The 13,546-nt window shown below is 36.6% G+C and carries 14 protein-coding genes; 8 read left to right on the top strand and 6 right to left on the bottom strand.

The window, feature by feature from the left end:
* The first annotated feature begins 30 nt into the window (after positions 1-30).
* Together LC457_RS18670 and secG are read left to right on the top strand one after the other, a co-directional pair.
* Positions 31-2,076 (top strand): pitrilysin family protein, encoded by a 2,046-nt coding sequence (locus LC457_RS18670; protein WP_223601206.1) that lies wholly within the window; start codon positions 31-33, stop codon positions 2,074-2,076.
* A gap of 133 nt (positions 2,077-2,209) precedes the next feature.
* On the top strand, positions 2,210-2,563 hold the full coding sequence (gene secG, locus LC457_RS18665; protein WP_223601205.1) for a preprotein translocase subunit SecG: 354 nt from the start codon (positions 2,210-2,212) through the stop codon (positions 2,561-2,563).
* A 51-nt stretch (positions 2,564-2,614) separates the two neighbouring features.
* Here the strand turns inward: secG and LC457_RS18660 are convergent, their stop codons facing one another.
* Both LC457_RS18660 and recR read right to left on the bottom strand, forming a co-directional pair.
* Complete coding sequence (locus LC457_RS18660) at positions 2,615-3,454, bottom strand: glycosyltransferase family 2 protein (RefSeq protein ID WP_223601281.1); 840 nt, start codon at positions 3,452-3,454, stop codon at positions 2,615-2,617.
* Positions 3,450-4,061 (bottom strand): recombination mediator RecR, encoded by a 612-nt coding sequence (recR, locus tag LC457_RS18655; protein WP_034697032.1) that lies wholly within the window; start codon positions 4,059-4,061, stop codon positions 3,450-3,452. Before recR ends, LC457_RS18660 begins: the two co-directional genes overlap by 5 nt.
* Before the next feature lie 287 nt (positions 4,062-4,348).
* On the opposite strand from recR, the gene LC457_RS18650 reads away from it, so the two are divergent.
* The 5 genes from LC457_RS18650 to LC457_RS18630 all read left to right on the top strand — a co-directional run bounded on the left by LC457_RS18650 (position 4,349) and on the right by LC457_RS18630 (position 9,050).
* Complete coding sequence (locus tag LC457_RS18650) at positions 4,349-4,954, top strand: hypothetical protein (RefSeq protein ID WP_184559331.1); 606 nt, start codon at positions 4,349-4,351, stop codon at positions 4,952-4,954.
* 23 nt (positions 4,955-4,977) lie between these two features.
* Positions 4,978-5,469, top strand: a complete 492-nt coding sequence (locus LC457_RS18645; RefSeq protein WP_223601204.1) for a hypothetical protein — start codon at positions 4,978-4,980, stop codon at positions 5,467-5,469.
* A gap of 80 nt (positions 5,470-5,549) precedes the next feature.
* The gene (locus tag LC457_RS18640; protein WP_223601203.1) at positions 5,550-6,992 is read left to right on the top strand and encodes an aminoacyl-histidine dipeptidase; all 1,443 of its coding nucleotides are present in this window, start codon (positions 5,550-5,552) and stop codon (positions 6,990-6,992) included.
* A gap of 189 nt (positions 6,993-7,181) precedes the next feature.
* Positions 7,182-7,763 (top strand): TIGR00730 family Rossman fold protein, encoded by a 582-nt coding sequence (locus LC457_RS18635; RefSeq protein WP_223601202.1) that lies wholly within the window; start codon positions 7,182-7,184, stop codon positions 7,761-7,763.
* 153 nt (positions 7,764-7,916) lie between these two features.
* Entirely contained in the window at positions 7,917-9,050 is a 1,134-nt protein-coding gene (locus LC457_RS18630; protein WP_223601201.1) for a serine hydrolase, read from the top strand.
* A 59-nt stretch (positions 9,051-9,109) separates the two neighbouring features.
* Here LC457_RS18630 and LC457_RS18625 read toward each other — a convergent pair whose 3' ends face one another.
* Together LC457_RS18625 and LC457_RS18620 are read right to left on the bottom strand one after the other, a co-directional pair.
* Positions 9,110-9,439, bottom strand: a complete 330-nt coding sequence (locus LC457_RS18625) for a ferredoxin (RefSeq protein ID WP_047373678.1) — start codon at positions 9,437-9,439, stop codon at positions 9,110-9,112.
* Positions 9,440-9,451: 12 nt separating this feature from the next.
* A complete protein-coding gene (locus LC457_RS18620) occupies positions 9,452-10,507 on the bottom strand; it encodes an NAD(P)/FAD-dependent oxidoreductase (protein ID WP_047373677.1) in 1,056 nt (351 codons plus the stop codon).
* Between the two features lie 153 nt (positions 10,508-10,660).
* On the opposite strand from LC457_RS18620, the gene LC457_RS18615 reads away from it, so the two are divergent.
* Entirely contained in the window at positions 10,661-11,431 is a 771-nt protein-coding gene (locus LC457_RS18615) for a DUF3108 domain-containing protein (protein WP_213278224.1), read from the top strand.
* A gap of 274 nt (positions 11,432-11,705) precedes the next feature.
* On the opposite strand, the gene pheS is transcribed toward LC457_RS18615, so the two are convergent.
* Both pheS and LC457_RS18605 read right to left on the bottom strand, forming a co-directional pair.
* Entirely contained in the window at positions 11,706-12,716 is a 1,011-nt protein-coding gene (pheS, locus tag LC457_RS18610; RefSeq protein WP_213278223.1) for a phenylalanine--tRNA ligase subunit alpha, read from the bottom strand.
* 126 nt (positions 12,717-12,842) lie between these two features.
* Positions 12,843-13,502 (bottom strand): YceI family protein, encoded by a 660-nt coding sequence (locus LC457_RS18605; RefSeq protein ID WP_223601200.1) that lies wholly within the window; start codon positions 13,500-13,502, stop codon positions 12,843-12,845.
* Positions 13,503-13,546: the final 44 nt, after the last annotated feature.

The following is a 13,546-nucleotide window of genomic DNA, read 5'->3' as shown; positions in this document are numbered from 1 at the left end:
ATATGATTATTAAAAATTAAATTTTTACAAATGAAAAAGCAATTAACATATATAGCTGCAGCGTTTTTCTTTACAGGAATGGTTTCAGCACAAAAAATAGATCTTAATGCAATGCCGAAACCGGGACCTACTCCTGCGATTAACATTGCCAAGCCAAAAACTTTCCAGCTAAGCAACGGTCTTACAGTAATGGTGGTTGAGAACAACAAACTACCAAGAGTAAGCGCTAGCCTTTCTATGGACAGACCTCCATACAATGAAGGAGCTGTAACCGGAGTAAGCGAAATTATGGCTGAACAGTTCGAAAACGGAACTACGAATATCTCCAAAGATGATTTCAACAAAAAAGTAGACTATCTTGGAGCTAACCTTAACTTCTCTTCAGGAGGTGCTTCTGCGAACTCTCTTTCAAAATATTTTCCTGAAGTTTTAGGCTTAATGGCTGATGCTATTATTAATCCTAAATTCTCTGCTGAAGAAATTCAGAACTCTAAAGAAAGAGCTGTCGAAGGATTAAAATCTGAGGAAAAAAATGCTTCTTCTATTGCATCAAGAGTTTCCAACGCTTTGATGTATGGAAAAAATACGTCAAGAGGTGAATTTGAAACCGTTGAATCTATCAATAAAATTCAGTTAGCCGACGTACAAAATACTTACAAAAAATACTACGCTCCGGATAATGCTTACTTAGTAATCGTTGGAGACGTAAAATTTGACCAGGTAAAACCATTGATCGAAAAGTCTTTCAGCAGCTGGAAAAAAGCAAACACTCCTATTGCACCGCCGGAACCGGCTTCTAATGTTGCGAAAACAGAGATTAATGTAGTGGATGTTCCTTCTGCTGTACAGTCTGTTGTTTCCCTAAACAACCTGAACACGCTGAAAATGAAAGATGCTAACTATTTCCCTGCAACTATTGCGAACTATATCCTTGGAGGTGGTGGTGAAGCGAGACTTTTCATGAACCTTAGAGAGAAGAATGGATTTACTTACGGTGCTTATTCAAGTATGGTAGCCAGCAAGTATTCTCCACAATTCTCTGCAAGCGCAAGCGTAAGAAACGAGGTTACTGACAAAGCGGTTAAGGAATTTATGAATGAACTTAATGCGATTTCTACTGTAAAACCTGAGGAATTGGCAAATGCAAAAGCAAAACTGAAAGGAGCTTTCATTATGTCTTTAGAACAGCCAGCGAATATTGCCAGATTTGCATTAAACCAGAAAGTGCAGGATTTACCAGCTGACTTCTACACCAATTATCTGAAATCTATTGATAAAGTAACTGCTGCAGATGTTACTAATGCTGTAAAAGCTACCATTTTACCTAACCAAAGCAGAATTTTCATTGCAGGTAAAGCATCTGACATTTCTGAAGGACTGGAAAAATTAGGTTACCCGGTAAAATATTTTGATAAGGATGCCAACCCTGTTGCAAAACCAACTGTACAAAAAGTAGATGCAAGCGTAACGGTTGCTTCTATCGCAGATAAATACATCAATGCTATCGGAGGAAAAGCTAATCTGGCTAAAATTACTTCATATACTACGAATGCTTCAATGTCTATGCAAGGACAAAACATCGATTTCAAAATCGTTAAGGCACAAGGCGGAAAGGAGCTTACAACTGTAACAGCAATGGGACAGGTTGTTCAGAAGCAGGTATTTGACGGAAAGACTGGTTATTCTATGCAAATGGGACAAAAAGTTGACATCACACCGGAAGAAATTGCTGAAAAACAAAAGAACCCGGAGCTTTTTGAAGAGTTAGGTTTTGCAAAATCTGCTGATTATAAATTAGGAGGAATTGAAAAAATCGGTGGTGAAGATTCTTATGCAATTAAAGGTGGAGATACCACTTATTACTACAGCGTTGCAACGGGATTAAAAACCGGAGAAACCAAGAAAATAAAAGCCAAAGGTCAGGAAATGACAATTCCGACAACATTCTCTAATTACAAAGATGTAGAAGGGGTAAAAATGCCATACACCATCTCTGTAAGCCAGATGGGAATGGATATGACGATGAATGTAAAGTCTTATGAAGTAAATAAGGCTACTGATGCTGATTTTAAATAACAACATCCAATTTTTATACAAAAAACGGCAACAATTGTTGCCGTTTTTATTTTTATCAACATTTGGCGACTTCTTTTTTTGTCATTCAGTAAAAAAAGATTAAATTTGCCCATTCAAAAAGATATCAGAATTAATGGATACTATATTTACACTATTGATGGTTCTTGTTATGGTTGCCAGCGTTTTATTGGTAATCATCGTTATGGCACAAAATCCAAAAGGAGGAGGCCTTTCCAGTACATTCGGAGGTGCATCATCTGCACAGTTTGGAGTACAGAGAACCAATGATTTCATGGAAAAAGCAACATGGACTCTAGGCGGAACTATCATTGTTCTTATCCTTATAAGCGTTGTTATCACAGGTAAGCCATCTCAGGTAGCTCCTACACAGAAACAACCCGTGAAGAAAGAAGCTCCTGCAAAACAGTCAGCTCCTGCTTCTTCTACAACAACTCCGGCGAAAACTCCTGTAGCACCGGCAAAATAAGAAGAATACCATCTTATATAAAACAAAAGCAACTCAAATTGAGTTGCTTTTTTATTTTAACCTGATCTTTTCAATCTGATAGCGTAGTTTTAATCCTGCTTTTAAAAATGAATATTGTACAGGCTTCAATTCTTTATAATATTTATCAATAAAGATCTGCATAGCTCCGTAAAACCTCTTGAGATATACTTCATTCCGGATTGTACTTTCCCCTTTGTGATGAAGTATAGAAACTTTACCATAATAGAAGTTTTTGTAACCGTTTCTTAAAAAGGTATAGCAAAGATCAATATCTTCTCCATACATAAAATAAGCTTCATCCAGCCCTCCTATTTTTTCGTAGACGTCTTTTTTAACCAACAAAAATGCGCCTGTCATCACTTCTACTTCAGCAACTGCATTTTCTTCAATGTCATTCCTGTAATAAGACTTGGAATTATTCTTTTTAAAATTCGTAAACAGCTTTTCAAAAGAGTTAAACATATCCGGTACTGAACGTTTACTTTCTGGAAGAAAATTTCCTTCTGCATCATGCATTCTTACTCCCAGACATCCGAAAGAAGGCTGAGAATCCGCAAAATCCAGAAGTTCTTTCATGTAAAAACCTTCAAATTCAGTATCAGGATTTAAAAGTAAAATATATTCCCCTTTCGCCGTTTGAATCGCCTGGTTATTCGCTTTTGAAAAACCACCGTTGATTTCAGAAGATATAAAGTGTACGTTCGGAAATTCGGGAATAAGATCTCTCCAGGAACTGTCTGTAGAAGCATTATCAATAACAATCACTTCATATTCTATCTCTTGTATATATTTCTGAAGTGACAGGAGACAGCTTCTGAGCAATTGGGTAACATTATAATTAACAATAATAACAGACAGTTTCATATTAATCCTTTTCGTTATATGGCAACCTGTTGATAATAGATCTTCCCAATGAAATTTCATCAGCATATTCCAGTTCATCTCCTACCGAAATTCCTCTTGCAATGCTGGAAAAATTCACATTGAAACTTTTAAATTTCTTATAAATATAATAAGCAGTTGTATCTCCTTCCATCGTGGCACTCAATGCAAAAATAAATTCCTTCACCTTTCCATCATTCAGTTTCTTTTCAATGCTTGGAATATTCAATTGTCCAGGCCCTACTCCTTCCATAGGAGAAATTTTCCCACCAAGAATCAGATACTTTCCCGTGTATTTTCCTGTATTTTCAATGGCAATTACATCGCGTACATCTTCAACGATGCAGATGAGCTCGCCATTTCTTTTTTCATTGCTGCATATTTCGCAGATGTCAAAATCTGAAAAATTATGACATTCTTTACAGTATTTTATTTCGTTGACAAGATTAATAAGGGAATTTCCAAGACTTACAGCTCTGGAATTGGGCTGCTTCAATAAATGCAGTGCTAATCTCAAAGCCGTTTTTCTTCCAATCCCAGGCAATCCCGAAATCTCGTCTACCGCCTTTGCCAATACTTTACTTGGGTAATCCATAGGTACAAAAATAAGGATTAAAGTTGATAATTAATAGTGAATGGTGAATCGTCAATTCGCTTCGCTTGTGAATTTTTTTCGGGGTACGAGATTCGGGGTTTGGGGACTTTGGTTTGAGATTGAGGTTGAGGTTGGGAATTCACCTTTCACTTTGCGAAGCAAAAATTGACAATTGACCAATAGATTAATGTCTCAATATGATATTTTAAATTTTCTCCCATATCTGAGAACTCTAAAAAAACCTTTATATTTGCGGCTTAAATTAAATATGAAAAAAATAAACTGACATGGTACTTAACAATCTTAACTATCCTCTGGATTTCAAATTCAAAATCACTACTTTAGCAAGTGACTTCAACATTACTGACAAAAACGGAAATTATGTAGCGTATGTGCGTCAGAAAATGTTCAAGTTGAAAGAAGATGTTGTCGTTTTTAATGATGAGAGCAAGTCTAAAGAACTTTTCAGAATCAGAGCTAATAAATGGATAGATTTCAACGCTTCATATTCTTTGAATGATCTTATTGACAACAAAAACTTCGGTAGATTAGCCAGAAAAGGGATGCGTTCTATCTGGAAAGCAAGCTATGATATTCTGGATGCACACGATCAGCCTAAGTTTAAAGTTCAGGAAGACAGCGCATGGGTAAGATTCTGGGACAGCTTTGTTGGAGAACTTCCTATCATCGGAATGTTCACAGGCTATTTCCTTAATCCATCTTATACGGTAACAGGTATTGACGGTAAAGCTTATTTTAAGCTTAAAAAAATGCCTTCATTCTTCGGAAGAAGATTTCAGCTGGACAGACTGATCGATATTGATGATGAGGAGGAAAGTTTAGTAATCCTTTCTCTATTAATGATGACACTTCTTGAAAGAGCAAGAGGATAAACAAATAATAAAACCACAAACACATGAAATATTTAATCATTTTATTTTCCGCATTTCTACTGGTAGCCTGCAAAAAGGAAAAAGAAACGGTTTCAGCTTCTGCTTCTGCCGATTCTTCACATGTTGCTAAAGATTCTGCTTCTTCAGGTACTTCTTCAGGCAATATTCTGGTAGGGACAATTCCGTTTCCTAAAGAAATCAAAGAATGCTCATGCTATTTTGCCATAAGCAAAGCTGATTTTGAAAATGAAAGATACATCTACGCAGATGACGCCGGAAAAACAGCTTATATGATGCTGGATGGTAAAAGACTGGCTCTGAATCTTATCTCATCAAGTGATATGGAAGTAGATGAATTACTGACCAAGGAAATAGAAAATGATAATTATAAAATTTCTGTGAAAGGTAAAAAAATAAAAGGCGAAGAAGCTTTACTGTTTGAAGGTACTCTGACTATTGAAAAACCAGATGGCACCATCTTCACCACTCCGATCTACGGAGAATGTGGCTGCTAGTAAAGCAAAATCATACAAAAATGCTTCTGTGTCTCACAGAAGCATTTTTTATTTCGTAAATTTGAGAAAAATAAAATTCAATGGAATTATCTAATATAGAACCGCAGATAATCTGGAAGAACTTCTCCAAATTAAATGCTGTTCCAAGGCCTTCAAAAAAAGAGGAAAAAGTAATCGCTTTCATCAAAGGATTTGGTGAAGATCTGGGACTGGAAACTACCGTAGATGAAGTAGGAAATGTTATCATTAAAAAACCTGCCACTGCAGGAATGGAAAACCGTAAATCGATCGTGCTTCAGTCGCACCTTGATATGGTTTGCCAGAAAAACAATGATGTTACTTTTGATTTTGAAACGGAAGGAATCAAAATGGAAATTGATGGTGACTGGGTAAAGGCAAAAGGAACTACTTTAGGAGCTGACAATGGTTTGGGAGTAGCAACAATCATGTCTATCCTTGAAAGCTCAGATATTCCACACCCTGCATTGGAAGCCCTTTTCACCATTGATGAAGAGACAGGAATGACAGGTGCTTTAGGGTTAAAACCAGGACAACTGACAGGTGAAATTTTATTAAATCTTGACACTGAAGAGGATGATGAAATTGATATCGGCTGTGCAGGAGGTGTTGATGTAACCATCACTCAAAACTATACTGCAGAAGCTCCAAAAGGACAAATTGTAAGACTTGAAGTAAAAGGTCTTCAGGGAGGACATTCCGGAATGGATATTCATAAAGGTTTTGGAAACGCCAATATTATTCTGGGAAGACTTCTTTACACCGGATTGGAAAATCAGAATATTGAATTGGTTTCTATCGACAGCGGAGGGTTGAGAAACGCGATCCCAAGAGAAGGTGTTGCTCTGATTTCAGTAAGAAATGCTCAGGAGTTTATTGAAAATGTAACTGTTCTTAAAAAAGATATTTTAGAAGAGTTTGCAACTGTAGAACCGGGAATCCAGATCAATATTGAGAACTCTACATCTTCTGACAAAGCAATTTCAGAAGGTGATTCTAAAAAGGTGATTCTTACTCTAAAAGCTCTTCACAACGGAGTATACAGAATGAGCCCGGATGTGGCTGATCTTGTAGAAGCTTCCAACAACGTAGCCAGAGTTGAATTGAAAGGCGGAGAACTGAAGATCTTAAACCTTACGAGATCTTCTGTAGATTCTTCAAAATATTCAGTAGCAGAACAATTAAAATCTGTGGCAGAATTAGCTGGAATGAACGTTGAATTCAGCGGTTCATACCCGGGATGGAAGCCAAAACCAGGTTCAGAGATCGTACAGCTGATGGAGAAACTTTACACAGAGAAGTTTAGTGAAAAACCTCATGTAGTAGCTTGTCACGCAGGTCTTGAATGTGGAATCATCGGAGCCAATTATCCTGAAATGGAAATGGTAAGCTTTGGACCAACCATCAGAGGAGCACACTCTCCTGATGAAAAAGCGAACATTCCTTCTACTCAGAAATTCTGGAGTTTCCTGAAAGATATTTTAGCGAATATTCCTCAGAAATAGGACATTAAAATTACTATATTGAATATCCAAAGTCTTATGATTTTGGATATTTTTAATTTTTAATTGAAATAAAAATGCTTCGACAGGCTCAGCATGACACAGCTAAAAATTCATCTCTAAAAAACAGTTAGTATTAGAGATGTCATGCTGAGCTTGTCGAAGCATCCAAACCATAAAAAACCTTATACAATGAAAAGTATCACTGTATTCTGCGGCTCAAGTTTTGGTTCGCACGACATTTATAAAGAACAGGCATTCCTGCTTGGACAAACCATGGCTAAACAAGATATACAGCTCATTTATGGCGGTGCAGATGTTGGCTTGATGGGAACGATTGCTGACGGAGCATTGAGTGAAAAAGGCAAGGTCGTTGGAGTCCTTCCCCACTTTCTGCAATCTAAAGAAATTGCTCATAAAAATCTGACCGAACTTATCATCGTGGAAACCATGCACGAAAGAAAAACCAAAATGAATGAACTTTGTGATGGTGTTATCGTTCTTCCGGGCGGTTACGGAACTTTGGAAGAATTTTTCGAGATGATCACCTGGGCACAGCTCGGACTTCACAAAAAACCCATCGGAATTCTGAATATTGGCGGATTTTATGATGATCTGATCAAACTAGTTCAGACCATGGTGGATAAAGGATTTTTAAAGCAGGTAAACAGAGATATGCTATTGATCAGTGATACGATTGATGATCTGCTGGAAAAGATGAGAAATTATCAGGCTCCTACGGTTGGGAAATGGATTTCAAAAGAGGAAATTTAATAAAAAAGAGGTATTCATGAATATCTCTTTTTTATTATCGAAAAAAATCCAGATAAAATACTAATTTAGAGAAGTGTTCCAAAGGATGAAATAACCGTTAAACACTAGAAATGACTTTCTGAAATATCAACAGCATCACAAAAAATCTGATATATGAAAACAATTACAAATATTTTTTGTCTGACATTATTTCTCAGTTTCTTTTGGAGTTTCTCACAAAATCAAAATTTACCTTCAGATGGAAAAGCTGTAAAAACGGACAATCCATTACAATCAGAACTTGATCTGGAAGTAGACAAATACGTAAAAAAATACTATGAAGATTCCAAAGCGGTAGGACTTTCAATTGGAATCACCGTAAAAGGCAAAGATTATTACTATAATTACGGACAGTTAGAATATGGAAAACAAGTGCTTCCTGATAATAAAACCATCTATGAAATAGGTTCCATTACCAAAACATTTACAGGAATTCTTACTGCCCAGGCCATTTTAGATAAAAAGATAGGAATGGAAGATGATATCCGGAAGTACCTTCCAGAGAATTATTCTAATTTACAATATAACAACCATCCCATTAAAATAGTAAACCTGACCAACCATACTTCAAGAATTACCAGAATTTTTCCTAATCTTTATGAAAGACCAGATTATATAGAACTTAATCCGTTCAGCAATTATTCTAAAAAAATGTTCTACGAAGGATTGAAAAATATGAAAATGGATACGCTGCCAGGTGTAAAATATACGTATTCTAATATGGCCGTCAATTTATTAGGATATATTCTGGAGGATGTCTATCATGAAAGCTATTTTTCACTGGTCAGAAAATACATTCTGAAACCGCTGCAAATGAACAACACAACAGTAAGCCTTGCAGATGCTGATAAAAATAATATTACCAAAGCACATAACAGTAACAGAGAGGTAACACCGTATTGGGACTTTATAGAACTAGTGGGCACGGGAGAATTAAGATCAAATACCAGCGATATGATTAAGTATATCAAAGCCAATATTGCCGGAAATCAATTGAATATTTCATTATCCCATAAGTATACATTTGAAGGAGAAGAAGGCTCTCTGGGACTCAATTGGTTCTTTCACACCACTAAAAACGGAAATATCATGTACGAACATACCGGTGGAACAGGCGGATCAAGAAGTTCTGTGGAGTTTTTCCCGGGGCTTCAGTCAGGATTTATTATATTGACCAACAGTCTTGCCAACAGAAAAATTTTAGAAAAAGACCTGTCTGAGCTTGTTGAAAAAGTATCTTCAAAATAAAAACAAAAACCCGTCCGGAAAATCCGGACGGGTTTCTTATTAAGATTAAAAAATATTTTCTAAGGATAAGGAGCAATTTCCACTTCGAGCCCTTCCATAGCATCGGCAATATGTAACTGGCATCCTAACCTGCTGTTGTCTTTCACATGGAAAGCTTCACCCAGCATAGCATCTTCTTCATCTCCCATCGGTTCCAGACCAGGATCATTAATTACATATACCTGGCATGAAGCACACATCGCCATTCCTCCGCATACACCAATAGTACCTTCTTCTGCCAATTCATAGGAACGGATAATTTCCATTAAGTTCATGGACATATCCGTAGGAGCTACGACATCGTGGGTTACCCCTTCTCTGTCGGTGATTTTAATATTAACGTCTGACATAATTCTGCAAAATTAGTCAATTTTTTTCACAACAGCCTTCTCTGCTTCTTTACGGCTTCCGTCAAATCCGTCAACTCCACTTACCGTTGTATATTTCAATACGAATTTTTTACCAGGATTCAGTCTGTTATAAACACTCTGACACATCAAAGTAGCTTCGTGGAAACCACAAAGGATCAACTTCAGTTTTCCGGGATAGGTGTTGATATCTCCGATTGCGTAGATTCCGTCAATATTGGTCTGATAATCTAAAGCATTGTTTACAACGATAGCATTTTTCTCGATATTTAATCCCCAGTTTCCGATCTCTCCCAGTTTTGGTGTCAATCCGAATAATGGAATGAAATAATCCGTTTCAATATCATAAGCTTCCTCACCGTCAACCTGTACGGTAATCGCTTCTACTTTTCCATCACCTTTAATCGCTGTAACTTCAGCTGGAGTGATTAATTTAATTTTTCCCTGATTTTTAAGATCCTGAACTTTTTCTACAGAATCCAGAGCTCCTCTAAACTCATTTCTTCTGTGAATCAATGTAACTTCACTTGCTACATTTGACAAGAAAACACTCCAGTCAAGAGCAGAGTCACCACCTCCGGCAATCACTACTTTTTTGTTTCTGAAATGTTCAGGTTCTTTCACGAAGTACTCAAGACCTTTTTCTTCATAGTCTGCAATATTATCCATCGTAGGTTTTCTTGGCTCGAAAGTACCCAAACCACCGGCAATGGCAATTGCTTTACATCTGTGAACAGTTCCTTTGTTAGTAATCACTTCAAACCATTCATCATCTACTTTAGTATAAGAAACAGCGGTTTCTCCCAAAGTAAATCCAGGCTGAAACTGCTTGATCTGCTCCATCAAATTATCCACCAATTCTCCAGCATTCACTGAAGGATAACCTGGGATATCGAAAATAGGTTTTTTAGGATAAAGCTCCGCCAGCTGCCCTCCCGGCTGTGGAAGCGCATCAATAATATGGCACTTCATTTTTAATAAACCAGCTTCAAAAACTGCAAAAAGTCCTGTAGGTCCCGCACCTATGATCAATATATCAGTGGTTATCATAATATTTAAGATAATTTAATTATACATGTAACTGCAAATTTACTAATTTTAATGCGAAGCATATTTAATTGATTCTAAATAAAAACCTGAGATTTGTCAAATATCTATCAATTAAGATTTTAAATTTGGCAATGTTTTTGTAAATGTCTTGTTATGAAGAAAATTTTAAACCTTTTTGCAGTATTTATATTCTTTTTAGGCTCGGCCCAGATTGATAACATCGCAGACGGCGAATCTATCACTCTCAGAATACACTACGGCTTCCTTAACGCAGGAACAGCGAACCTTACTACAAAACAGACCAATTACAAAGGGGTTCCCCATCTGTATGTAAAAGGTACAGGACAGACTACCGGCGCCGTAAAAGCATTCTTCAAAGTGGAAGATTTATATGAAAGTTTCATCAATACCCAAACAGGATTACCAAGTTTTTATGTCAGAAATGTACGTGAAGGAAGCTACCGCCAGCACTTTGAAACGGTTTTTAATCACGATAACAACACATTAATTTTAACAGATAAAAAAACTCCGGCCAATGGTTCCAAGGTTTTAAAATCAGTAAAAGGAGTTCAGGATATGCTTTCATGTTTTTATTATTTAAGAAGTAAAAGTCCTGATGAACTGAAAGTGGGAACAGTCATTAATATGAATGTATGGATTGATGATGAAATGTTTCCTTTCCAGCTAAAAGTAACGGGTACAGAAAATTTAAAGACAAAATTCGGTACTATTAACTGTCTGAAAATTATTCCATCTGTAAAAAGCGGAAGAGTATTTAAAGAAAAAGAAGGGGTAACCATGTGGGTTTCCAACGATGCCAACCATGTCCCTATGCTGCTGAAAGCTGAACTTGCAGTAGGTTCATTAAAAGCCAGTATAGACGATTACAAAAACGTAAAATATCCTTTAAAATTCAGTAAATAACCATCTTTGTTATTAAATATACAGCCTGTAAATTTTACAGGCTTTTTTATTTGATGTAATATATCCTTAACACAGGTTGTCTTACTAATAGAGGCGGCCCTACAGCTGCAGCATGTCAATACTTCTTTGAAATACCTAGCGGATTCGAACCGAAGTATGGACATAAGAAACAGACACGTGTAAATTTTTCAATACGATCAGTTTTTAATTACGTTTTGTTTCTTAGGTCAGTAATTAAAAACAAAAACCTCCGGAGCTCCGGAGGTTTGATTTTTTATAGTGTTTTGAACTGTTCCAGTGTTCTGATATCATTTTCAAAGAACATTCTGATGTCACTCATCTGGTAAAGAAGCATTGTAATTCTTTCAATTCCCATTCCGAATGCATATCCTGAATATTTCTCAGAATCAATATTCACATTTTTCAGTACAGCAGGGTCTACCATTCCGCATCCCATGATTTCCAGCCATCCTGTTCCTTTTGTAATTCTGTAGTCTGTTTCAGAATTTAATCCCCAATACACATCAATTTCAGCACTTGGCTCTGTGAACGGGAAGAAAGAAGGTCTCATTCTGATCTTGGATTTCCCGAAAAGCTCAGTAGTAAAGAACTGGATTGTCTGCTTTAAATCTGCAAAGCTTACATTCTCATCAATATACAATCCCTCAATCTGGTGGAAAATACAGTGAGAACGTGAAGAGATCGCTTCATTTCTGAAAACCCTTCCCGGAGATAAAATTCTGATTGGCGGCTGGTTTTCTTCCATAAAACGAGTTTGTACAGAAGATGTGTGTGTTCTCAAAAGAATATCCGGATTCTGTTCAATAAAGAACGTATCCTGCATATCTCTTGCCGGGTGGTATTCCGGAAGGTTAAGCGCCGTAAAGTTATGCCAGTCATCTTCAATCTCAGGTCCGTCTGCTACAGCAAAACCAATAGATTTGAAGATTTCAATAATTCTGTTTTTTACCAGATTAATCGGGTGTCTTGAACCCAATTCCAATGGAAATGCAGGTCTTGTAAGATCTTCTTTTTCTACCACAATAGAAGATTCAGAAGAATTTTTCAAATCTTCCAATTTTACAGCCACTGCCTGCTTCAAAGTATTGATCTTCTGTCCGAAATCTTTCTTCTGGTCGTTAGGAACTTCTTTTAATGTTTCGTAAAAATCATTAAGAACCCCTTTTTTACCGTTGTACTTGATTCGGAAGTTTTCGATATCTTCCCTAGAGGTAGCATTGAAGCCGTTTACTTCGATCAGTAGTTCTTCTATCTTTTCTATCATTATTTTACCCTTTCAAAATGTTTTGCAAAAATACGACTTTTAGTTGAATATTAAGTCCGTCAAAAAAAAATCTGCCTCTTTTTCGGGAGGCAGACTTCAATCACTTATTTCACTTAAATAAAAAAATTATTTCTTTTCTAAAGCTTTAACGCTGATCTGAAGAGTCACCTCATCCTTAATCACGCCGTTTTCAGCAGGAGCCTGGAACTTTACACCAAACTCTTCTCTCTTGATATCTTTCGGTTCAGTAGCTACACTCACCTCTCCATCTTTCACAGAAACATTAGCTTTAAACTGAACAGGTTTTGTAATTCCTTTAATTGTTAAATTACCATCCAAAAGAGTATTATAATCCCCTTCTGTAGCCGGAGTAACTTTTGTAATTTCATAAGAAGCTGTTGGGAATTTTTCAACTTCAAAGAAATCACCGCTCTTCAGGTGGCCATTTAATTTCCCTAAATCTTCCGGGCTGTCTTTCAAATCCACAGAAGTTAATGAGCTCATATCAGCAACGAATTTTCCGCTTTCCAGTTTTCCGTCTTTCACTGTTACATCTCCGCTTTCAAACCTGATTGTTCCGAAATGACTCGTATTTTCAGATTTAAAAACTTTATATCCTTTCCATTCAACCTTACTGTTTAGCGTATCCAAAGTGAACTGGCTACCTTCTTTGGTAGTTGTCACCTCATTACTCTCACTGGTAAGCGGTTTATCTTTTTTACAAGAAACCATTACAGCAGCAACGAATAAAGCAGGAATAGCTATCGAAAACAGTTTTTTTCTCATTTTTGATTTATTTTTATTAGTTCCGCTAATATAATAAAAAAAAT

It is taken from the genome of Chryseobacterium sp. GVT01B (assembly GCF_019970045.1).
Lineage (GTDB): Bacteria > Bacteroidota > Bacteroidia > Flavobacteriales > Weeksellaceae > Chryseobacterium.
This window is presented reverse-complemented; position numbering and strand designations above follow the sequence as displayed.